At 72.9% G+C, this 22,314-nt stretch carries 19 protein-coding genes; 6 read left to right on the top strand and 13 right to left on the bottom strand.

From position 1 onward, the window contains the following. The first annotated feature begins 145 nt into the window (after positions 1-145). Both IE274_RS05735 and IE274_RS05740 read left to right on the top strand, forming a co-directional pair. Positions 146-1,696, top strand: a complete 1,551-nt coding sequence (locus IE274_RS05735; RefSeq protein WP_190114464.1) for an alpha/beta hydrolase — start codon at positions 146-148, stop codon at positions 1,694-1,696. Between the two features lie 173 nt (positions 1,697-1,869). Then, positions 1,870-3,438 (top strand): alpha/beta hydrolase, encoded by a 1,569-nt coding sequence (locus tag IE274_RS05740; RefSeq protein WP_190114465.1) that lies wholly within the window; start codon positions 1,870-1,872, stop codon positions 3,436-3,438. Between the two features lie 130 nt (positions 3,439-3,568). Here the strand turns inward: IE274_RS05740 and moeZ are convergent, their stop codons facing one another. The 12 genes from moeZ to IE274_RS05795 form a co-directional block, all read right to left on the bottom strand. After that, entirely contained in the window at positions 3,569-4,747 is a 1,179-nt protein-coding gene (gene moeZ, locus IE274_RS05745) for an adenylyltransferase/sulfurtransferase MoeZ (RefSeq protein WP_190114466.1), read from the bottom strand. Between the two features lie 99 nt (positions 4,748-4,846). Then, the gene (locus IE274_RS05750) at positions 4,847-5,608 is read right to left on the bottom strand and encodes a spherulation-specific family 4 protein (protein ID WP_190114467.1); all 762 of its coding nucleotides are present in this window, start codon (positions 5,606-5,608) and stop codon (positions 4,847-4,849) included. After that, complete coding sequence (locus IE274_RS05755) at positions 5,596-6,549, bottom strand: NAD-dependent epimerase/dehydratase family protein (RefSeq protein ID WP_190114468.1); 954 nt, start codon at positions 6,547-6,549, stop codon at positions 5,596-5,598. The genes IE274_RS05750 and IE274_RS05755 overlap by 13 nt, the downstream gene beginning before the upstream one ends. A 372-nt stretch (positions 6,550-6,921) precedes the next feature. Continuing rightward, positions 6,922-7,986: a hypothetical protein gene (locus IE274_RS05760; protein WP_229909303.1), complete on the bottom strand. Its 1,065-nt coding sequence runs from the start codon at positions 7,984-7,986 to the stop codon at positions 6,922-6,924. A 368-nt stretch (positions 7,987-8,354) separates the two neighbouring features. Continuing rightward, on the bottom strand, positions 8,355-10,376 hold the full coding sequence (locus tag IE274_RS05765; RefSeq protein WP_190114470.1) for a glycosyltransferase: 2,022 nt from the start codon (positions 10,374-10,376) through the stop codon (positions 8,355-8,357). A 245-nt stretch (positions 10,377-10,621) separates the two neighbouring features. After that, positions 10,622-12,343, bottom strand: a complete 1,722-nt coding sequence (locus IE274_RS05770; protein WP_190114471.1) for a dipeptide ABC transporter ATP-binding protein — start codon at positions 12,341-12,343, stop codon at positions 10,622-10,624. After that, entirely contained in the window at positions 12,340-13,413 is a 1,074-nt protein-coding gene (locus tag IE274_RS05775; RefSeq protein ID WP_268255555.1) for an ABC transporter permease, read from the bottom strand. Before IE274_RS05775 ends, IE274_RS05770 begins: the two co-directional genes overlap by 4 nt. After that, positions 13,410-14,408: an ABC transporter permease gene (locus tag IE274_RS05780; RefSeq protein ID WP_190114472.1), complete on the bottom strand. Its 999-nt coding sequence runs from the start codon at positions 14,406-14,408 to the stop codon at positions 13,410-13,412. Before IE274_RS05780 ends, IE274_RS05775 begins: the two co-directional genes overlap by 4 nt. Positions 14,409-14,438: 30 nt before the next feature. Continuing rightward, positions 14,439-16,166, bottom strand: coding sequence for an ABC transporter substrate-binding protein (locus IE274_RS05785; RefSeq protein ID WP_190114473.1), 1,728 nt, complete (start codon positions 16,164-16,166; stop codon positions 14,439-14,441). Positions 16,167-16,367: 201 nt separating this feature from the next. Continuing rightward, positions 16,368-16,460, bottom strand: coding sequence for an Ms4533A family Cys-rich leader peptide (locus tag IE274_RS40315; protein WP_372447270.1), 93 nt, complete (start codon positions 16,458-16,460; stop codon positions 16,368-16,370). Positions 16,461-16,528: 68 nt separating this feature from the next. Next, entirely contained in the window at positions 16,529-18,187 is a 1,659-nt protein-coding gene (locus tag IE274_RS05790) for a DUF3152 domain-containing protein (RefSeq protein ID WP_190114474.1), read from the bottom strand. An 8-nt stretch (positions 18,188-18,195) separates the two neighbouring features. Continuing rightward, positions 18,196-19,236 (bottom strand): alpha/beta fold hydrolase, encoded by a 1,041-nt coding sequence (locus IE274_RS05795; RefSeq protein ID WP_190114475.1) that lies wholly within the window; start codon positions 19,234-19,236, stop codon positions 18,196-18,198. A 126-nt stretch (positions 19,237-19,362) separates the two neighbouring features. On the opposite strand from IE274_RS05795, the gene IE274_RS05800 reads away from it, so the two are divergent. From IE274_RS05800 to IE274_RS05815, 4 genes are all read left to right on the top strand, one after another. Beyond that, positions 19,363-19,584 (top strand): Rv3202a family protein, encoded by a 222-nt coding sequence (locus IE274_RS05800; protein WP_190114476.1) that lies wholly within the window; start codon positions 19,363-19,365, stop codon positions 19,582-19,584. A gap of 180 nt (positions 19,585-19,764) precedes the next feature. After that, positions 19,765-20,406, top strand: a complete 642-nt coding sequence (locus IE274_RS05805) for a TetR/AcrR family transcriptional regulator (RefSeq protein ID WP_190114477.1) — start codon at positions 19,765-19,767, stop codon at positions 20,404-20,406. Between the two features lie 146 nt (positions 20,407-20,552). Continuing rightward, the gene (locus IE274_RS05810) at positions 20,553-20,780 is read left to right on the top strand and encodes a DUF3107 domain-containing protein (RefSeq protein WP_190114478.1); all 228 of its coding nucleotides are present in this window, start codon (positions 20,553-20,555) and stop codon (positions 20,778-20,780) included. Positions 20,781-21,105: 325 nt separating this feature from the next. Then, a complete protein-coding gene (locus IE274_RS05815; RefSeq protein WP_190114479.1) occupies positions 21,106-21,375 on the top strand; it encodes a hypothetical protein in 270 nt (89 codons plus the stop codon). 69 nt (positions 21,376-21,444) lie between these two features. On the opposite strand, the gene IE274_RS05820 is transcribed toward IE274_RS05815, so the two are convergent. Beyond that, the gene (locus IE274_RS05820; protein ID WP_372447100.1) at positions 21,445-22,209 is read right to left on the bottom strand and encodes a ferritin-like fold-containing protein; all 765 of its coding nucleotides are present in this window, start codon (positions 22,207-22,209) and stop codon (positions 21,445-21,447) included. Positions 22,210-22,314: the final 105 nt, after the last annotated feature.

The raw sequence follows: 22,314 nt of genomic DNA on the forward strand, positions 1-22,314 counted from the left end.
GCTGTTTGGGGGCGGGGACCTACGGAGACCGTGGCCCCGCCCGGACCAACGGACCCGGCGGACCGGCGGCCCCGCGCGGACCGGCAGGTCACCCGCACGGCCCGTGTCCCGAGCGCCCCGCCCGCCGCCCCCGCAGGATGGAGCCATGCCCAAGCTCCCGCCGCGTGCCAAGGCCATGGCCGCCACCGCCGTCCTGCTGACCGCCGCGCTCGCGGCGTGCGGCGACTCGGACTCCGACTCCTCGGACGAGGCCCTGCCGGACCAGAAGCTCAGCTGGAAGGACTGCCCGGCCCCGTCCGCCGCGGAGGGCGGCGGTGAGGCGCCCTCGCCGCTGCCCGGCGGCGCGGAGTGGCAGTGTGCCACCATGAAGGCGCCGCTCGACTGGGACGAGCCCAAGGGCGACACCATCGACATCGCGCTGATCCGCGCGAAGACGAGCGGCGACCAGGACAAGCGCATCGGCTCGCTGATCTTCAACTTCGGCGGCCCCGGCGGCTCGGGCATCACCACGCTGCCCGCGTTCGGCTCGGACTACAAGAAGCTGCGCACCCGCTACGACCTGGTGAGCTTCGACCCGCGCGGGGTCGGCCGCAGCGCGGGCGTGAAGTGCGAGGACGACGAGCAGCTCGACGCGTACTTCCAGCAGGACTCGACGCCCGACGACGCGGCGGAACGCAAGCAGCTCATGGACGGCGTCACGAAGTTCAACGGGACGTGCGAGAAAAACTCCAAGAAGGTGCTCCCCCATGTGCGCACCACCGACGCGGCACGCGACATGGATCTGATGCGCCAGGTGCTCGGCGACGACAAGCTGTCCTACTTCGGCATCTCGTACGGCACCGAACTCGGCGGCGTGTACGCCCACTTGTTCCCCAAGAAGGTCGGCCGCGCGGTGTTCGACGCGGTCGTCGACCCCACGGAGACGGCGGAACAGGGTTCGCTCGGGCAGGCCAAGGGGTTCCAGCTCGCGCTCGACAACTTCGCGAAGGACTGCACGTCGCAGGTCGAGGACTGCCCCGTCGGCGACGACGAGCAGGACGTCAAGGACCGCATCGCGGGGCTGCTGAAGGACCTCGACAGCAAGCCGCTGCCCGCGATGCCGCCGCGCGAGCTGACGCAGACGGCGGCGACGAACGGCATCGCGCAGGCCCTGTACTCCAAGGACTACTGGCCCTACCTCGCTCAGGGCCTCGAAGCGGCCTACGACGGCGACGGCAAGATGCTGATGTTCCTGTCCGACTCGATGAACGGGCGCAGCGAGAACGGCGAGTACAGCAACATCCAGGCCGCGAACGTCGCCATCAACTGCGCCGACGACAAGCCGCGCTACACCCCCGCGGACGTCGAGGCGAAGCTGCCCGAGTTCCGGAAGGCCTCGCCGCTGTTCGGCGACTACCTGGCGTGGGGCATGGTCAACTGCGCCGACTGGGCGGTCGACGGCCAGGCCGACCACCCGGACGTGAGCGCGTCGGGCGCGGCGCCCGTCCTCGTCATCGGCAACACCGGCGACCCGGCCACACCGTACGAGGGCGCGCGCAAGATGGTGGACGCCCTCGGCAAGGGCGTCGGCGTCGAGCTGACGTACAAGGGCCAGGGCCACGGGGCGTACGACAGCAAGAACAAGTGCGTGCGGGGCGCCGTGGACGGCTATCTGCTGGACGGCACGGTGCCGAAGGCGGGCACGGTGTGCTCCTGACCGACGGTGGCTCCCGACCAGCGGCAGCTCCCGACCGGCCACGGCCTCTGACCGGCCGCGGGCCCTCACAAGGCCTCCGCCCCACCTGCACAAGGGCTCCGGACCGCCCGCCCGGGCCCTTGTCAGTGGCCGTGCCTACTATGGCCTGACTGCCTTCCGAGGGGGGAAGCGTCATGCCGCGTTTCGTACGGTCAGCAGCTCTGGCCGCCGCAGGGATTCTGGTGGCCGGGCTCGCCGTGGGATGCGGTGGTTCCGACGACGACCAGGACAGCGCCGACGGGAAGCGTCCCGCGCCCACCGGGGCCGACCCGGCGCCGCGGCCCGACCCCTCGTCCACGCTGCCCGCCGCCGTCACGACCCAGAAGCTCGACTGGGGCGGCTGCAAGGCCGCGGGCAGCGATCCGGCGCCGGGCGACGAGTGGCAGTGCGCGACCCTCAAGGTCCCGCTGGACTACGAGAAGCCGGACGGCGAGACCATGGGCGTCGCGCTGATCCGCGCCAAGTCCACCGGCAAGGGCGACCGCATCGGCTCGCTCCTGTTCAACTTCGGCGGCCCGGGCGGCTCCGGCGTCTCCATGCTGCCGTCCTTCGCCGACTCGTACGGCAAGCTGCGCGAGCGGTACGACCTGGTGAGCTTCGACCCGCGCGGGGTGGGCGCCAGCGCGGGCGTGCGCTGTCGCAGCGACCAGGAGACCCAGGCCGCGGAGAAGACCGACCTCACCCCGGACACCCCGGCCGAGGAGAAGGCGTACTTCAAGGACGCCGCGGCCTTCGGAGCGGGCTGCGCGCGGTCCGCGAAGAAGCTGCTGCCGCACGTCTCCACGGCCGAGGCCGCCCGCGACATGGACGTGCTGCGCCAGGTCCTCGGCGACGAGAAGCTGCACTACTTCGGCATCTCGTACGGCACCGAACTCGGCGGTACGTACGCCCACTTGTTCCCCAAGAAGGTCGGCCGCCTCACGCTCGACGCGGTGGTGGACCCGACGGCGGGCTCGGTGGGCCACGCCGAGAACCAGGCGCGCGGCTTCCAGCGCGCCCTCGACAACTACCTGAAGGCCAACGGCCAGGACCCGAAGGCGGGCACGAAGAAGATCGTCGACCTGCTGCGCCGCATCGACACCAAGCCGCTGCCCACGGGCACCGACCGCAGGCTGAACGAGTCCCTGGCGACGACCGGCATCACGGTCACGCTGTACAGCAAGCAGACCTGGCCCGCCCTGACCAACGCCCTGGAGGAGGCGGAGAAGGGCAACGGCGCGGCCCTGCTGCAGCTCGCCGACGCGTACAACGAGCGGGACGCGTCCGGGCGTTACAGCACCCAGAGCCACTCGCAGCGCGCGATCTCCTGCCGGGACGGCAAGGAGCGGCCGACGCCGGAGCAGGCCAAGGCGCGGCTCGACCGGTTCCGCGAGATATCCCCGCTGTTCGGCACGTTCATGGGCTGGGACACGGCGGGCTGGTGCCACGAGTGGCCGGTGGCCGGGCTGCACGACAGCCCGGAGGTGAGCGCCCCCGGCGCCGACCCCGTCCTCGTCGTCGGCAACACCGGCGACCCGGCGACGCCGTACGAGGGCGCGCGGAAGATGGCGGACGAGCTGGGCAAGGGCGTCGGCGTCCACCTGACGTGGAAGGGCGAGGGCCACGGGGCGTACGGCAACGGCAGCGACTGCGTGGACGGCACCATCAACGACTACCTGCTCGACGGCAAGGTCCCGGACGACAACAAGGTGTGCGAGTCCTGACGTCCCCGGCCCGGACCCCGGCCCCCACCCGCGCCCCGGCCCCGGCCCGGACCCCGGCCAAGTCCCGGGCAGCCGAAAGCCCCGCCCACCGGAGAAGGTGAGCGGGGCCCGGACAGCGCGAACGACAGACTCAGTAGACCGGCTTCTCGGGCTCGATCTGGTGAACCCACCCGATCACGCCGCCGCCGACGTGCACCGCGTCCGCGAAGCCCGCGGACTTGAGCACGGCGAGGACTTCCGCACTGCGGACACCCGTCTTGCAGTGCAGGACGATCTTCTTGTCCTGCGGGAGCGTCTCCAGGGCGGTGCCCATGAGGAACTCGTTCTTCGGGATCAGCTTGGCGCCCGGGATGGAGACGATCTCGTACTCGTTCGGCTCCCGGACGTCGATGATCTCGATCTTCTCGTCGGCGTCGATCCACTCCTTGAGCTGCTTGGGAGTGATCGTCGAACCGGCCGCCGCCTCCTGGGCCTCCTCGGAGACGACGCCGCAGAAGGCCTCGTAGTCGATGAGCTCGGTGACGGTGGGGTTCTCGCCGCAGACCGCGCAGTTCGGGTCCTTGCGGACCTTGACCTGGCGGTACTGCATCTCCAGGGCGTCGTAGATCATCAGGCGGCCGACCAGCGGCTCGCCGATGCCCGCGAGGAGCTTGATGGCCTCGTTGACCTGGATGGAGCCGATGGAGGCGCAGAGCACGCCGAGCACGCCGCCCTCGGCGCAGGACGGGACCATGCCGGGGGGCGGGGGCTCCGGGTACAGGCAGCGGTAGCAGGGGCCGTGCTCGGACCAGAAGACCGAGGCCTGGCCGTCGAAGCGGTAGATCGAGCCCCACACGTAGGGCTTGTTCAGGAGCACGCACGCGTCGTTGACCAGGTAGCGCGTGGCGAAGTTGTCCGTGCCGTCGACGATCAGGTCGTACTGGCTGAAGATGTCCATCACGTTCTCGGCCTCGAGCCGCTCTTCGTGCAGGACCACGTTCACGTACGGGTTGATGCCGAGGACGGAGTCCTTCGCGGACTCGGCCTTGGAGCGGCCGATGTCGGCCTGGCTGTGGATGATCTGGCGCTGCAGGTTCGACTCGTCGACCTCGTCGAACTCCACGATGCCGAGGGTGCCGACGCCCGCCGCCGCGAGGTACATCAGCGCCGGTGACCCGAGGCCGCCGGCGCCCACACAGAGCACCTTGGCGTTCTTCAGCCGCTTCTGCCCGTCCATCCCGACGTCGGGGATGATCAGGTGGCGGGAGTACCTGCGGACCTCGTCGACGGTGAGCTCAGATGCTGGCTCGACCAGGGGTGGCAGCGACACGGGGACTCCGTTGGTCGGAAGTGCGATCGGGGTCCCCCGACCCCGCCGCGGCCGGGCTGGGGGACATCAGTTCTCCTGGTAACACTGCCATGGCCATCTTCATTCCGAGACACCTGGTCCGACCCGCGAGACGATCTCGTCCCAGTAACCGGGCAGCGACTCCCAGGGGTCGCCGACCGGGCCGGTGTCGGTGCGGTCGGTGAAGTAGATCGTCGAGGCTCCTTGCCAGCGGGCGACGCGCAGGGCCTCGTCGAGGTGGCCGAGCGGCATGCCGTGGACGAGGTGGCAGAAGCGTTCGGGCGGGTGGTCGGCGGTCCACTCGGCGACCTGGGACCAGCGGTAGTCGCTCCAGGGTCCGGCGAACGTCACCAACTGGTCGGCGGTGTCGGCGTATCCGGGGTGCGGGTGGGTGCCGTGCCCGAGCACGATGTGGCCGTCGTCGGGCCCGTCCCGCAGGAGGGCGCGCAGGGTGGTGACCGTGCGCGCGACCTCCGGCAGGGCGGTGCGTTCGGTGGGGCAGCGGCCGAGGAAGAAGCCGTCGACGAGGTACCAGTCGAGGTAGCGGTGGGCGTCGGAGATCAGCTCGCCGAAGCCGCGTGCGCCGTAGGTCACATCGAGCTGGCCGAGGACGCGGACCCCGGCGTTCCGCAGCCGTCCCGCCGCTTCCAGGCAGCGCGGGTCGGGCCGGTCACCCGGACCATTGTCGACATTCAGGACAACCCAGTGCAAAGGGGTGCCGGGGCGGGTGAGTTCGGCCCATTCGGTGGGCGCGAGCAGGGGGTGGGCGAAGCCGGGGACGCCGAATCCGACGCGTACGTCGGTCTGGGCGACGCCGGTGGCCGTGCTGCTCAGATGCGGCATGCCGCCTCCATCCAGATGTCGGCCAGGGACTCTTCGAGGTTGATGCGGGGCCGCCAGCCCAGCCGGTCGCGCGCGGTGCGCACGTCGGCCTGCTGCCAGCTGCCGCAGCCGTCGGGGTAGGGGTACGCGGTCGGGCCCGCGTGGTCGGGATCGGCGCGGGGGTGGCCGATGACGGGCCGGACGGAGGGCTGGTCGAGTTCGTGCAGCGCGCCGCCGTAGCCCGCGACGCGCGCGAGGACGGCCGCCGCGTCCCGCAGCCGCACGGCACGCCCGGAGCCGATGTTGACGACGCCCTGGGCGGCGGAGAGGGAGGCGGCGTGCACGGCGCGGGCGATGTCGCGTACGTCGATGAAGTCCCGCTGGACGCCGAGTCCGCCGAGTTTGAGCTCGCCGTCGCCGGACTGCATGGCGCGCCGCATGGCCTCGGCGAGGCGGCCGAGCGGTGAGCCCGCCGGGGTGCCCGGCCCGGTGGGCGAGAACACCCGCAGGACGACGGCGTCGAGGCCGGAGCCGAGGACGAGTTCGGTGGCGGCGAGCTTGCTGACGCCGTAGGGGCCGCCGGGCCGGGGCACGGCGTCCTCGGCGGTCGAGGAGCCGGGCTGGCTCGGGCCGTACTCGGCGCCGCAGCCGAGCTGCACCAGGCGGGCCCCGCAGCCGCTGCGGCGCAGGGCCTCGCAGACGGTGGCGACGGCGACGGTGTTGTGCCGGGTGAGTTCGCGGGCGCCGCCGCGGGTGGCGCCGGCGCAGTTGATGACTACGCCCGGGTGCACGGCGTCCAGGAAGCGGGTGAGCGCGCCGGGGCTGCCGTTGGCGAGGTCGAACCGTACGTCGGAGTCGTCGCCCCGGCCGAGCGCGGTGAGCTGCACCGCCGGGTCGGCGAGCAGCCGGTCGGCGACGAAGCGGCCGAGATAGCCGTTGGCTCCGATCAGCAGCACCCTCATCGGACGGCTCCCGGGACGGACGCTCGGAAGGTGGGGGTGGTCATCTGGGCTTCTCCTTCTGGGTGTTGCGAAGTGCGTGGAAGTTCGCGGGCTTTCGCGGTTCTTCGCGGGTTTCGCGGGCTGAGGTCTGGAGGGGCTGGACGGCTAGGGGGGGCGGGGGTTCGGGGGCCGCCGCTGGGGGTGCGGGGGTGCGGGTGCCTGTGGGGGTACGCGCAGGGGTGCGGGTGCCCGTGGAGGTACGTGCAGGGGTGCAGGTGTCTGCGGAGGTACGCGCGCGAGTGCGGGTGCCTGCGGACGTACGCGCGAGGGTGCGCGCGCCCGTTGGGGTGCGGGTGCCGGCTCTGTCGGCCGCGTCGGCCGGGGCTGTGGCGCTCATCGGGTCCCCTCCGCCGCGGCGTGGGCGGAGGCCCGCCCGAGGACCCGGACCGCGCGCGCAAGGAGCACCGCCGCGCCCGTGGCGCACGTGAGGGCAGCGAGCGCTCCTGTCCCCACCTCTTCGACCAGTCCCTCCACCGGCGCGGCCAGGAACCCGCAGCCCGGCAGGCGGCCCGCGAACAGCAGGGCCAGCGCCGCGGCCTGCGCCGCGCCTACCGTGGCGTACACGAGGGTGGGCGCACGACGCGAGCCGTGGGCGCGCAGCATCCGGCCGAGCCACAGGAGCGCGGCCAGCGCACCGGCCCCGGCGGCCGAGAGTGCCGCGCCCGGGCCCGGCACGGGCAGCGCGCCGACGCCGGTGACCAGGGCGCCGACCGCGCACAGGAACAGCGTGAACACGACGATCAGCAACGGCCGTACGGAGGCGGCGAATTCGGCGAGGCCCCGGCTGGCGCCGAGCCTGCCGCCCGCCCGTACCGCGAAGAGCCGCGCGCACCAGGTCCCGGGGGCGACGGCGCCCGCGAGGACGAGAGCGACGGCGGCGGACGGCGGCCAGGGTCCGTCGGGTCCGCCGTCCGTCGCCGTCGCCCGCAGCAGTCCGTCACCGAGCAGGGCGTAGGCGAGGAGCCAGCACACCCAGGTGTGCGTGGCGCGGGTGGCGGGCAGGGCGGCGCGCAGCGGGCCGTACCGCAGGGCGATCCCCGCGGCCGCCGCCACGGCGAGGGCGCCGCCGAGGACCACCGCGAGGCGCGGGCGCCCGTCGACCAGGCCGAGCCCCGCGACAGCGAGCGCGCAGGCCACTCCGGGGAGCAGCGCGAACACGGCCCACCCGGGCGGGACGTGGGCCGCCGTGTCACCGCGTACCGCACGGGTGTCGTCGGCGAGGGCGTCCCATTCCGCGCTGTCCTGCGGCACGCGCGCGTACATCTCCTCCGCGAGCGCGAACACGTCGCGGTGCCGGAACCGCGCGGCCGTCCGGTCGGTGACGCCGTGCGCCTCCAGACCCGCCGCGATCTCCAGCGGGTCCACGGCCCGCTCGCACAGCTCGCGGTGACGGTGCATGAGCGCCTTCACCGGGTCGGCGGGGCCTCGGCGGGGGCCGGGGGCGGGGGCCGGTGCGGGGGCTTGCGCCCGGTCGTGTCCGGGGGTCGGCACCGGACGTGGTGCGGGGGTCGGCACCGGACTCCGTACGGGGGTCGGCGCCGGATCTTGTACGGGGAGGTGCACCGGGCCTTGTACGGGGGCTGGCGGGCCGCCGGGAGCCGCCTCGCCGGGAACAGCCGCGCGCAGCACCGCATCGCCCGGAACAGCCGCGCCCGGCGCCGCCCCGTCCGGCACCGCCGCACCCGCCAGCTCCTCCGACCGCGCGTCCCAGCCCCCCGCGCCACCCGGCGCCCGAGGCACGTCCACTGACCGTTCCGACCGCCCCGTCATGACAGCGCCTCCCTGAAGCCGAGTCCCAACCCGGGCCGCCCGCCGCCCTGTTGGCGTGCCGCGACCCAGCTCGGCGCGGACGCGGACGCGCCGGGAGCACCGACCGGCCAGGGCGCCCCGGACTCACCGGCCGCCCCGGCCCTCGCGTCCGGCGCCCCGTCCGCCCCCGCGGGCACCGCACCGCCGACCGCCCACCGGCCCGGCACCGACGCCTCCGCGGGATGCGCGAACGGCACGGGCTCGCCCGCCTCGTTCAGGGCCTCGCGGCGGACCGGGCAGTGCGAGACGATCTCCAGGTAAATGCCGTTAAATGCTGCGAGGTTCTGCTCGACGGTGAAGAGTTCGAGGGCCCGTGCCCGCGCCGCCGCCCCCAGGCGCGCACGGCGCTCGGGGTCGCGAAGGAGCGCCACGCACGCCTGCGCGAGCGCCCGCGGATTGCGCGGCGGCACCACGAGTCCCGTACCGCCGATGACCTCCACCACCGCGCCGACGTCCGTGGAGACGGTCGCGCGGCCGCAGAGCATCGCCTCGATGAGGCTGATCGGGAAGCCCTCGACGACGCTGGACAGGACGACCACACCGCCCGCCGCGTACGCGTCCGGGAGGTCGGGCAGCTCCGGGCCGCCGATCTCCTCGAAGGACACGGGGTTGTCGCCGACCGCGTGCGCGCCGTCCGCCTCGTCGGGGAACAGCTGGGCGGCGAGGGCCCGGCAGTGCGCGAGGTACGCGGCCGCCTCGGGCCCGTCCGCGAGGGCGCCGACTATGCGCAGGCGCGCCTTGGGCTCCTCCTTGCGGACCTCGGCGAAGGCGTGCAGCAGCGAGATCAGGTCCTTGGACGGCTCGACCCGGCCGACCCAGAGCAGGGTCTCGGGTTCGCCCGGGTCCTCGCGCTCGCCGACCTCGCCGAAGCGGCCCGCGGGCAGCCCCGGGTAGACCGTGCGCAGCTTGGACCGGTCCGCGCCGCACCGTTCCTGCCAGCGGCGGGCGTGCGCGTTGCCGGGGGTGATGAGGGCGGCCTGGCGGTACACCTCGGCGGCCAGGCGGCCATGGAAGGAGGCGAGCAGGGCCCGCGCGGGCGCGGCGAGCCCCGCGTCCCCGCCCGCGTCACCACCGGCACCCGCGCCAGCCCCAGCCCCGACCGCGCCACCGGCGCCAACTCCGGCCCCGGAGCCCGCACCCGCACCCGCACCCGCACCCGCACCCGCACCCGCACCCGCCAGATAGTGCGCCCGCAACTGCACCCCGTACTCGGTGACCAGCAGCGGCACCCCCGCGAAGTGCTTCGCAAGGAGCCCCGGCAGCGCGGCACCGCCGCCCGCCGTGGCGTGGCAGACGTCGACCGCGCCCAGTTCGTCGTCGCCGTACCAGTCGAGGGACAGCGGGCGCAGCACGCGCTCCAGGCGGTCCGCGACGGCGAGCAGGTCGGGTACGCGGGCGGCGCGCGCGGCACGCAACGTGCCCGGCGCGCGGCAGGCGCTCTCCAGGGCGCGCACGGCGGCCTCGGAGCGCAGGGCACCGCTCAAGCCTCCTGACGTACGGGCGAGGTCGGCGAGCCCGTACAACGCACTGCCGAAACGGTCCGCCAACTGACCGGAACTGTCCCGCTCCCCCGCACACACCGCCCGCGCCAGCTCACCGAACCCCTCGGCGAACCGCCGCCGCGCCCGCCACCCGAAACCGAGCCCGGAACCGGAGCCGAACCCGGAACCACCGCCGGAACCGAAACCACCGCCCGAGCCGACCCGGGCCCCGGAGCCACCGCCGGACCCCGACCCGGCACCGGCCTCACCCGCACTCCCGGCCGCGGCACCCCCCGCTCCCCACAGCGCGGCGCTCCGCACCCGCCGCACCTGCGGCGGCAGCGCCACCCACCCCCGCGCCTCCTGTCGCTCGCTGCGGCTCAGCGCGTACACGTCGAATTCGTGCTGCCCGAGCCCGCGCACGAGCCGGTCGCACCAGAGCCTGGCCTCACCGTCCACATACGGATAACCACCCTCCGTAAGCAGTCCTATGCGCACGCGTGCACCCCCGATCTCCCATATGGGGAGCCGCCGTTGGACCGGCGGCTCGCAGCGGGACGAACGTATGCGGACATGACGGTGGCGCGACGGACGGTTGTCCATCGCGCCACCAAAAGGGGTGAAGAGCCGTAACTTTCCTGCGCCGGTAGCGTTCCGTCGCGCTATAGCGGACGTACGACAGGCTTACAGCGCAGCAAAAGCCGCAAGAACAAAGAATGCACCCCACGCGTCCTCACGGAGTGTCACGCTGCGGCCAGTTCCTTCCCGGTGCCGCCGCCGTCGCCACCCTCAGCACTCCCTGTGCCCCCTGCGCTGGCTGAGCCATCCGTGTCCGCCGCGCGCGCCGCCCGTGCGTCGGCTGCCGCGCGCCGACGCGCCGCCCGCCGCTCCTGTGCCGCCGCCGGGTCGAGCGCGGGCACGGCGGCGAGCAGCTGCCGGGTGTACGGGTCCTGCGGCGAGCCGTACACCTCGTCCACGGTCCCGTACTCGACGATCCGGCCGCGCCGCATCACCGCGACCCGGTCGCTGACCTGACGTACCACCGCAAGGTCGTGCGCGACGAAGACGAGGGCCAGCCCCAACTCCCGCTGCAGTTCGGCGAGCAGCGCCGTGACCTGCGCCTGCGTGGTGACGTCGAGCGCGGAGACCGGCTCGTCGCAGACGATGAGGCGGGGCTCGGCGGCGAGCGCCCTGGCGATGCCCACGCGCTGCCGCTGGCCGCCGCTGAACTCGTGCGGGTAGCGGCCGTAGTGCGCGGGGTCGAGGCCGACCCGCGTCATCAGGTCGCGGACGCGGGTGCGGATCGCGTCCTCGTCGCGGTCGCCGCGCGCCCGCAGCGGATCGGCGATGGACTCCCCGACCGAGCGGCGCGGGTTGAGCGAGGAGACGGGGTCCTGGAACACCATCTGCACGCCCGGCACGACGCCCTTGCCCTGCTTCTCCGCACCCCCGTAGCGGAGTTGCCCGGCGGTGGGGTCGAGGAGGCCGACGAGCATCCGGCCGAGGGTGGTCTTGCCGCTGCCGCTCTCGCCGACGACGCCGAGCGTCTCGCCGCGCCGCACGCTGAGCGAGACCCCGTCGACGGCCGCGAAGGCCCGCTTGCCGCGGCCGAACTCCCGCCGCAGCCCGTCGGCCTCGACGACCACGTCGCCCAGGTCGCCGGTGCGCTCCTCGCGGACGGCGTCCACCCGGGGCACGGCGCCGAGGAGCTGTCGGGTGTACGCCTCCCGCGGCGCCGACAGGACATCGGCGACACCCCCGCTCTCGACGACCCGCCCGTGCCGCATGACGAGCACGTCGTCGATGCTCTCCGCCGCGACCCCCACGTCGTGCGTGACCAGGAGCAGACCCATGCCGGTCTCCTCGCGAAGGCCGTGCAGCAGGTCGAGGATCTGCGCCTGCACGGTCACGTCCAGGGCGGTCGTCGGCTCGTCGGCGATGAGCAGCTCCGGCTCGCAGGCGAGCGCCATGGCGATCAGGGCGCGCTGCCGCATGCCGCCGCTGAACTCGTGCGGCCGGGACCGGGCGCGGCGCGGCGCGTCGGGGATCCCGACGCGGTCGAGCACCTCGACGGACCGGGCCCGGGCGGCGCGCCGGGAGACCTTGGAGTGCGTCCGGTACACCTCGGCGATCTGGTCGCCCACCGCGTAGTACGGATCCAGTGAGGACAGCGGGTCCTGGAAGACCATCGCGGCGACCGGGCCACGCAGCCTGCGCAGTTCGGCGTCCGTGGCCGCGCCGATGTCGGTGCCGCCGACGCGTACGGAGCCCGTCACGCGGGCGCCCGTGCCCCGGTGGAGCCCGAGCAGCGCGGACGCGACGGTGGACTTGCCGGATCCCGACTCGCCGACGAGGCCGAGGGCCCCGCCGCGCGCCAGCGTGAAGGAGACCGCGTCCACGGCGCGCACGTCGCCGAACTCGACGGTCAGCCCGTCCACGTGGACGAGGCTCTGGTCGGGGTTCATGACAGCACCACCCGTCGGTCGGCCACCGCGTACAGCACATCCGCGACGGCGTTGGCGAGGACCACGAAGAAGCCGGTGACCATGACCATGCCGACGACCACCGGCAGGTCGACGACCCGGACCGCGTGCACGAGTTCGCGCCCGAGCCCGGGCAGGCCGAACAGCGTCTCGGTGAGCAGCGCGCCGCCGAACATCGACCCGAAGTCGTTGGCGGTGAGCGCGATGACGGGGGCGAGCGCGCCGCGCAGGGCGTGCCGCCCGACGATGGACCGCTCCTTGACGCCGTACGCGCGGAAGGTCCGCACATGGTCCTCGGCGAGCGTCTCCAGCATCGAGGCGCGCGTCAGCCGGGCGTACTTGGCGGCTTCGATGAGCGCGAGCGACACCCAGGGCAGGAGCAGGTTCCACGCCCACTGCTGCGGGTCGTCCGTGAACGGCACGTACTGCGGGAACGGCAGCCACTGCAGCTGGCCGCAGACCAGGATCATCAGGATCAGGCCGATCACGAACACGGGCGTGGCCGTGCCCGCGAGGGTGACGGCGGTCAGGATCCGCTCGGTGGGACGGCCGCGCCGCCAGGCGGACAGGACGCCGGTGCCGACGCCGAGGATCAGCCACAGCACCATCGCGCCGAGGGCGAGCGAGCCGGTGACGGGCACCTTGTTCAGGATCAGCTCGGTGACCTGCTGGTCGGTCTGGTACGACAGGCCGAGGCAGGGCGCGTCGCAGTGCAGCACGCCGGTGCCGGTGGAGTAGTCGTGGCCTACGAAGATGCCGCGCAGGAAGTCCACGTACCGCGTGTACAGCGGGTCGTCGAGCCGGAGCTGGTCCGAGACCTGCTGCACCTGGGCGGGCGAGCAGCGCGGGCCGCAGGTGATCTGGGCGACGTCGCCGGGCGCTACGTAGAAGACGGCGTAGAGGAGAGCCGACAGCACGAAGAGCGTGACGACGACGCCGAGGACCCGGCGTACGACGAAGCCGGTGAAGCCGCCGCCGAGGAGACCGAGGAGGCCGCCGAACCCGCCGGTGGGCCCGAGGGACTTGGCGGGGGCGGGGGCGGTCGCGGTCACGAGCCGTCCTCCCGCTTCCGGCCGGTGCCGATCCGCAGCCGGGACGCCGCCCGCGGGTCGAGCGCCGTGCGCACCCCGTCGCCGAGGACGGTCAGCGCGAGCACGGTCACGAACAGCGCGGCGGCGGGCAGCAGCAGGTACTGCGGGGCCGCCTGGTACCAGACGTCGGCCGAGGTGAGCATCTGTCCCCAGGACGCGGTGGGCGGCTTCACGCCGACGCCGAGGAAGGACAGGGCCGCCTCGACGGTGATGTTCGTGGGGGCGAGCAGCGCGGCGTACGTGATGACGGGTGCGGCGAGCGCGGGCAGCAGCTCACGGCGAGCGATCCGCACCCCGCCCCAGCCGCTGAGCCGGGCCGCCGCCACGTGGTCGAGCGACTTCAGCGACATGGTCTTGGCGCGCACGACCTTCGCGATCCCGCCCCAGCCGACGAACCCGATGACCAGCGCGACGAGCACCGGACGCGGGAAGCCGCTCGGCACCACGGCGAGCAGCGCGAGCGCGAGGACCATCAGGGGCAGCGCCACCATGACGTCGGTGGCGCGGCTGAGGGCCTGGTCGAGCCAGCGCCCGCCGAGCCCGCTGGCGAGCCCGACGGCGACACCGAGGGCGACCTGCAGCACGGTGGCGACGACGGCGACGCCGAGGGACACCCGGGCGCCGTACACGAGCCGGGCGAACAGGTCGCGGCCGGTCTGCGGTTCGACGCCGAGCCAGTGGTCGCCGTCGATCCCGCCGAACGAGCCGACGGGCACGCCGCCACGGGCGGAGTCGACGAGGTCGGGGTGGTACGTGGTGGGGTCCTGGCCCGCCAGGGCGGTGAGCAGGGGCGCGGCGAGCGCCACCAGGACGAGCAGGGCGACGACGGCCGCCGCGACGAGGGCGGCGCGCTGCGTGCGCAGCCGCCGCCAGAACTGACGGGCTCCGGAGGCGGGGGCGGACGCCGCGCTGACGTCCGCCCCCGAGGTCTCCGGGGCCAGGAGGGTCTCACTCATGGAACGACCTGAATCCGTGCTGGGTTCCGGCTACTTGACCGCTGCCTGGGAGATGTCGAGGACACCCGTCCAGTCGCTGATCACGACGTTCTTGACGTCCTTGCCGTACAGCCGCTTGTAGACCGGGTGGAACAGCGGCACGTTCAGGGCCTTGGCGCCGATCTTCTTGTCGAGGGCGCCCCAGCGCTTCGCGGCGGCGGCGTGGTCGGTCAGCTTGTTGATCTCGTCGATCTCCTGGTTGACCGACTTGTCGTTCAGGAAGCTGGAGTTGAAGTTGTAGCCGTCCTCGACGATCTGGCGGCCGTCGAAGATCGGGGCGAGGAAGGGGCCGCCGGAGGGCCAGTCGGCACCCCAGTGGGCCAGGAACAGGCCGGGCTCGTCCTTGGCGTCGTGGACCTTGTCCTCGTAGTCGTTGTCCTCAAGGCCCTGGAGCTTGACGGTGATCCCGGCCTTCTTCAGGGCGTCCTGGAGGGCGGTGGCGATCTCCGGGCTGGTCTCGAAGTTCTTGTCGTTGGAGTGCGTGAGCGTGATGGTCAGGCCGTCCTTGTGACCGGCCTCCTTCAGAAGCTCCTTGGCCTTCTTCGCGTTGCCGGAGGCGCCCGCCGGGAAGTGGTCGAACTTCGTGTATCCGAAGGATTCCTGGTTCGGCAGGAACGTGGTGGCGGGCTCGGCGAGCGAGGAGCCGCCGGCCGCGTTGATGACCGAGGTGCGGTCGACGGCGTAGGCGATGGCCTGGCGGACCTTCGGGTCGTCGAACGGCTTCACCTTCGGGTTGAAGGCGAGGTAGTTGGTGTAGCCGAAGTGGCCGGTGCCGACCTGCGCGGCGAGCTTCTTGTCGCCGCTGACCTTGGCGAGTTCGGCGGGCCCGAGGTTGGTGTCGGTGGTGATCGCGGCGGCGTCGTCGCCCTGGCCCGCGGAGAGCCGCTGGTTGATGACGGACGAGTTGAGACCGGAGCGTACGTCGATCTTGTCGGGGTAGGCCTTGCGCTCGGCGTCGGTCTTCGCGGACCAGTGCGGGTTGCGCTCCAGCTGCAGCCGCTCGCCGTCGCCGCTGTTCTTGACGACCTTGTACGGGCCGGTCGAGTACGGGTGCTCCTCGTACTTGGTGCCCTTGTCCTTGGCCTTCGGGACGGGCGCGAACGAGGTCTGCGTGGCCACGTAGTCGAAGTCGCCGACGGGCTTGTTCAGCCGGAAGACGATGGTGTGGTCGTCCGGCGTCTCGACGGAGTCCAGGCCCTTCTTGTCCTTGTAGGGGCCCTGGTACTTGTCGCCGCCGATGAGCCAGTCCCGCAGGAAGGGCGCGCCGCCGGACAGTTCGGCGGCGAAGGAACGCTCGATGCCGTACTTGATGTCCTTGGTCGTGACCGGCGAGCCGTCCTCGAACTTCAGACCCTTCTTGATCTTGTACGTCCACACCGTGGCGTTCTTGCTCGGCTTGCCGAGGCTCTCGGCGAGGTCCGGGACAACCTTGGTGCCCTCGGCGCCGTCCTCGCGGTTGCGCGTGGTCAGGGTGCGGAAGACGAGACTCGGTACGTTGCCGCCGCCGGAGGTGTAGAGGCGCGCCGGGTCGAAGTCGTTCTGCGGGCTGCTGTTGAGGACGGTGAGCGTGCCGCCCTGCCGGGGCTTGCCGCCGCCGCCCGCCTCGTTCTTGCCGTCCGGGCCCGCGCAGGCGGCGGCGCCGACGGCCAGGACGACCAGGCTGGCGGATGCCGTTGCCGCGCGGCGGGATATGACGGACTTCTGACGACGCAGACGCATCGGAGTGCCTCTCGGAAAGCGAAGAGTAAAGAGTCAGGAATTCGCGAGAGCCCACCCGGGGCGAGGCACGGGGAATGCGACTGCGGGCCTGCCGGACCCGGCCGCGCGCACCGCACGGAGGCGGTTCAGGCGCAGGGCAGGGGGAAATTCGGCGGAGCCGAGAAAACGAAGCAAACGCGACGCACTCGCCGGGGGCGGGCGTCAGCGACAGTGAATGTCGGCCACGCAGAGCGCGGTCACGCCGAAGAGCGCCAGCTCAAGGGCGGCGCTCGCGGCGGCGTGACGGTTCGACATGCGGAGAAATATGGACGATGCCGAGCGGAATGTCAACGCGATGCCCGGTTCGCCCCCGTCCGTGTGACTCAACTCTCCGGGTACACCCAGGGGTTGGCCTTGCAGCGGATTCCGTCGTGGTCGAGGAACTTGGTCTGCTGCTGCATGACCGGCGCCAGCTCGCCGTCGCGGCGGCAGTCGACGTGGCCGTAGCCGAGCCGGTGGCCGACCTCGTGATTGATCAGCATCTGCCGGTACGGGTGGATGCGGTCGCCGTAGGTCTTGGCGCCCTGGGCCCACCGATAGGCGTTGATCATGACGCGCTCGGTGGACGCGGAATCGCAGGACACATTCTGCTGCAGCGTGTCGAGCCCGGATTTCGCGCACCATTTCGCGGTGGTCACCGGGCTCGCCAGCGTGATGACGAAGTCGGGCTGGCCGGAGGAGATCCGCTCGAAGGTGCGGCCGCCGCCGTGCGCCCAACTCCGCTTGTCGTTCAGGGTCTTCTGCACGGCCTGCGCGAACAGACCGCCGTCCAGACCCATGCCCTTTTCGATGTCGACGCGGTAGCGGAATTTCCGGCCCTTGCCGGGCGCCTTGTCGAATCCGCGGACGGCGTCGAAATCCCCGGACGCGGCGAGTTTCGCGTCCAGCGGATACTTCTTGCCCATTTTCTCCGTGTACGTCAGCGGGCGGGCCGGCGCGGACTTGCTCGGCGTGGGCCGGTCGTCCGAGCGGGACGCGGAGTCGCGGCCGTCGCGGCTGTCGCCGCCCTTGTCGGCGGCCCGGGCGGGCGGGCCGTCGTCGCTGCCGCCGTCGGCGACCTGACCGGCCACGATGACGGCGAGCACGGTGGTGACGGCCGCGGCGGCGATGCCGGTGACGGTACGGGCCCGGTTCTTCTCCCGGCCCGTGGCGGCGTCGGGGCGCCCGTCGTCGTCGCCGTACGGGTCGGCGTCATCGTCGCCCCCGCCGTCACCGCCGTCGAAGCCGTCGGACTCCCAGGCCGTCACGGACTCGTACGGGTCGCGGGGCGGGGTGCGCCGCGGGGGCACCGCGCGTCCGGCGAAGGGGTCGGCCTCGTCGAGGTCGTCGGGAGCACCGGGTGCGCCGCCGCCGAAGGCGTCGACGTAGTCGGCCCGGGGCCCGGGCACACCCGGCCCGCGCGCCCCCGGCGGCACGACGCCGTACCCGGCCCCCATCCGGGGCCCGGCCGCCGCGCCTGCGACCTCGCCCCAGCCGCCCCCGGCCTCCCGCTGCTCGGGGTGCCCGCCGCGGACGTGCGGGGTGCCGCCGGGCGGGGTCTGGCGGGGGACGCCGTGGGAGGGGGTGTGCGCGGGGTCGCCGTAGGGCGGGGTGGGTTGGGGCTGGCCGTGCGGCGGGGTGTGCTGGGGGCCGCCGTGGGCCGGAGTGTGCGGTGGCACGCCGTGCGGCGGGGTCTGCTGCGGCACGCCGTGCGGGGGCGTGTGCTGCGGGAACCCGTGGGCCGGGGTGTGCGCCGGGTCGCCGTACGGCGGGGCCTGTCGGGGCGCGCCGCCGGTCGGCGGCAGCTGCGGGATGCCGTGCGCGGGGGTGCCGTCGCCGCCCGGACCGCGTCTGCGACGGCCGGAACCGCCGCCCTGCGCGGGGGCCGGGGGGGCTGCCGGGGTCGGCTGGACCGGCGGGGTCTTGGGGGTGGCGCCCTTTATGCCAGAGGGGCCTGTGGTGTCCGAGGAGGCGGCCGGACCGCGGCGGCTATGACGTCCCACGCGGCGCCTCAGCTCCTCGAACCCGAATCGCGATGGTCACTCACACGGCCACCATCGCGCACACCACGGGTCTCACTCAACTCGTCCGGACCGGCCAACTCCCCTGTATCGGCCAGAAGTTCACGAACCGCGGTGGCGGTCGTCTCCGGATACTCCATCATCGCCACGTGCCCCGCGTCGGGCAGCGTGAGCAGCGTCGAGGAGCGGAACGCGGCCGCCGCCTTGCGCGCCACGCGGTACGACACGAGCTGGTCGCGGCCGCCGTACACGAGCAGGGTCGGTGCGAGCACCCGCTCGGCCTGCCGCCACAGTCCGTGCTGCCCGCCGAGGGTGTAGGCGTTCACGATGCCGCGGGCCGACCGCGCCATCGCGTCCCAGAAGTACGGCAGCGCAAGCCGCCGCTCCATCTCGCGCACGGCGGCCCGGAAGCCCTCGGGCGTGACCCGCCCCGGATCGCCGTAACAGAGCCCGAGCACGCCGCGCACCCGCTGCTCGGCCGTCCACTCCTTGGTGAGCCGCGTGAACAGGCCCGCGACGCCGGGCACGGCGAGCAGCCCCGTGGGCATCGCCGTGCGCTGCACCCGCAGCTCGGGCAGCGCGGGCGAGATCAGCGTGAGCGTGCGCACCAGGTCCGGCCGCACGGCGGCGACCCGCGTCGACACGGCGCCGCCCATCGAGTTGGCCACCAGGTGCACGGGGCCGCGCCCGCTGGCGTCGAGATAGCGGATGACCGCGCGCGCGTGCCCGGTGACCGAGTAGTCGCCGTCGTCCGGCGGCGGCGAGTCGCCGAAGCCCGGCAGGTCGAGCGCCGCGCAGTCCACGACGTCCTCCAGCAGCGGCATCAGGGCCGACCAGTTCAGCGAGGACCCGCCGAGCCCGTGCACGTACAGCGCGGGCGGCAGGCCTGAGCGCACCGACGGGCGCGAGCGCACGTTCAGGGTGAGTCCGGGCAGCGCGACCGAGTCGAGCCGCTCCCCCTCCGCCACGCCGACGGCGCCCGGCTTGGGGGCGACGGCGGCCAGCATGTGCGGCAACTCGGTCGAAGACATGCGGGCAATGTTACGAGACGATCACGCGTGGGATCGCGTGTTCGGCATCACATGTCCCGTACAGATCGCGTAGCGGCTCCCGCACGTCTTCCCTAGGCTCGTAGACAAGCGAGCCTAGGAGTCCACATGACCGTCGACCCCACCGACCCGGACACCTTCGAGGACACAGAGGCGACCGGGGCCGAGTACGACGCGGAGGCCCCCGAGGCCGACGCCGCCGAGCAGCACGCCGACCTCATCCCGCAGCGGGACGACTCCCTCCAGGACGCCGACCCGGACACCGCCAGCGAGGGCGACCTGGCCGAACAGGCGCGTGTGGTGTCCCTCGACGAGGACGACTACCGCTGATCCGGACGGCCGACAAGAACACAGCTGCCCGTGTTTGCCCTGCTACGCGCGGTCGCGCAGACCTGTTGAGGCCATCCAGTCCGTGAAATTCTGCGCTCGTACCGCGCACATCACAGTTACCGAAAAGTACGATGGCGTCGCGGCGCACACCGCAGCACAAGGACGACTTTGGGAGGCGGCGTGACAGCCATCGAGCAGACAGAGGCGGCGCGCCCGCGAGGCACACGCCTGCCGCGCCGTGCCCGACGCAATCAGCTTCTGGGCGCGGCCCAGGAGGTCTTCGTCGCCCAGGGGTACCACGCGGCGGCCATGGACGACATCGCCGAGCGGGCCGGCGTCAGCAAGCCGGTCCTGTACCAGCACTTCCCCGGCAAGCTCGACCTCTATCTGGCCCTGCTGGACCAGCACTGCGAGAACCTGCTGCAGGCGGTCCGCGCGGCGCTCGCGTCGACGACGGACAACAAGCTGCGCGTCGGCGCGACGATGGACGCCTACTTCGGGTACGTCGAGGACGACGGCGGCGCGTTCCGCCTGGTCTTCGAGTCGGACCTGACGAACGAGCCCGCGGTCCGCGAGCGCGTGGACAAGGTGACCCTGGAGTGCGCGGAGGCGATCTGCGAGGTCATCGCGGAGGACACCGGGCTCTCCAAGTCCGAGTCGATGCTCCTGGCCTCCGGCCTCGGCGGCCTCTCCCAGGTCGTCGCGCGCTACTGGCTGCACAGCGACGGCGGCGTGCCGCGCGAGAAGGCGGTGCAGCTGCTCACCTCGCTGGCCTGGCGCGGCATCGCGGGCTTCCCGCTGCACGGCGCCGAAGGTCACTGACCGCGCGTTTGTTCCCGTCCCCCGCGGCCGCCGTGTTCGCTCCTGGCGTGCACGGCCGGAACCGATCCTGTCCCCTCACCGGGCTAATCTGTGCTGGGTACGGCGCGGGTGACCGCGCACATCACTGACCGTCGGAGGGACAAAGCGTGGAGGTCAAGATCGGCGTGCAGCACGCGCCTCGCGAGATCGTTCTGGAGAGCGGTCAGAGCGTCGAGGAGGTCGAGAGCGCGGTGGCCGACGCCCTGTCGGGCAAGGCCCAGCTGCTGACTCTGGCGGACGACAAGGGTCGCAAGATCCTGGTGCCGGCCGACCGCCTCGCGTACGTGGAGATCGGCGAGCCGGCCGTCCGCAAGGTGGGCTTCGGCACCCTGTAGGGCCGCGCGGGAGACGACGGAAGGGCCCGGAGGCATCGCCTCCGGGCCCTTCCGTCGTCTCCGTAGCCGTGCGCGCCCATCTCCGTAGCCGTGCGCGCCTGTCCCCGTAGCCGTGCGCGCCGACTCTGCGGCGGGTGTGCGTCGTCCCCGTAGCCGTGCGCGCGTGGGCTCCGCGGCGGCTGTCCGTCGACTCCGTGGCGGATGCGCCGAGTTCGCCGCCGTCCGCGCTCCGGTGCGCGGCGGGTATGGAGGGTTGCGTTCCGGCAGCCGGGGGTAAGACCGGCTACGACCGTTTTGCACCTGGCCACGAGGGAGGGAACACACCGTGATCCTCGAAGCACTCGGCTCCGCACTGATCGGCCTGGCCCTCGCCTGGGCGACGGCCCGCCGCCTGCCGCACCGGCTGCCCGCGCGGACGCTGGTGCTCGCGACCGGCGTCGGCGGAGCACTGATCGGAGCGTTCATCACGCACATGGCACTGGGCCCCGGAAGTTCTCCCGCGACCCTGGTCGGAGCCCTGGCCGTGTCGGCCGCGCTGCTTTCCCTGCTGCTCCGCCCCACCCGCCGTCTGCACCGCCGCCAGGCTCCTGCCTGACGGCGGAGCGCCCGGCCGGGGCACCGGGTCCGCCGGACGGGCGGACCGGTCCCGCGCCGGAGCCTGGACCTACGCGGCCAGCCCCAGCGCCGCCATCCGCTTCGTGTGCGCCTCGGTGATCCGCGAGAACATCCGGCCGACCTCCGCCAGGTCGAACCCGTCCGCGACACCGCCGACGAGCATGGTCGACAGGGCGTCCCGGTCGGCGACGACCCGCTGCGACTGCGACAGGGCCTCGCCCATCAGCCGTCGCGCCCACAGTGCGAGCCGCCCGCCGACGCGTGGGTCGGCGTCGATCGCGGCGCGCACCTTCTCCACGGCGAAGCTGGCGTGGCCCGTGTCGTCGAGGACGCCGAGCACCAGGCTGCGGGTGTCGCCGTCGAGGCGAGCCGCGACCTCGCGGTAGAAGTCACTCGCGATCGAGTCGCCGACGTACGCCTTGACCAGGCCTTCGAGCCAGTCCGACGGCGCCGTCTGCCGGTGGAAGCCGTCCAGCGCCTCGACGAACGGCTCCATCGCCGCGGTCGGCTCCTCGCCGACGGCCGCGAGCCGGTCCCGCAGGCGCTCGAAGTGGTGGAACTCGGCCGACGCCATCTTCGCCAGCTCCGCCTTGTCGCCGAGGGTCGGCGCCAGCTTCGCGTCCTCCGCGAGCCGCTCGAACGCCGCGAGCTCGCCGTAGGCCAGCGCGCCGAGGAGATCCACGACGGCGGCGCGGTACTGCGGGTCGGCGGACGCTGTCTTCCAGTCCTGGGCGGCGACCCCGGTGGGGGCGGCGGAGTCGGCGTTGTCTTCGGGGGGCTGCGCGGCGGTGTCAGGCGTCTCCATGAAGCGCACAATAGCCCGCCCACCGGATGGCGTAAGGGCCTGGTCAACCACTGTGACGACAGCAACGTGAGGAATTCGCCGGACACGCATGCGAGATTCCGGGGTACAGTGGTA

This window comes from Streptomyces flavofungini (assembly GCF_014650815.1).
In the GTDB taxonomy this organism is placed as follows: Bacteria; Actinomycetota; Actinomycetes; order Streptomycetales; family Streptomycetaceae; genus Streptomyces; species Streptomyces flavofungini.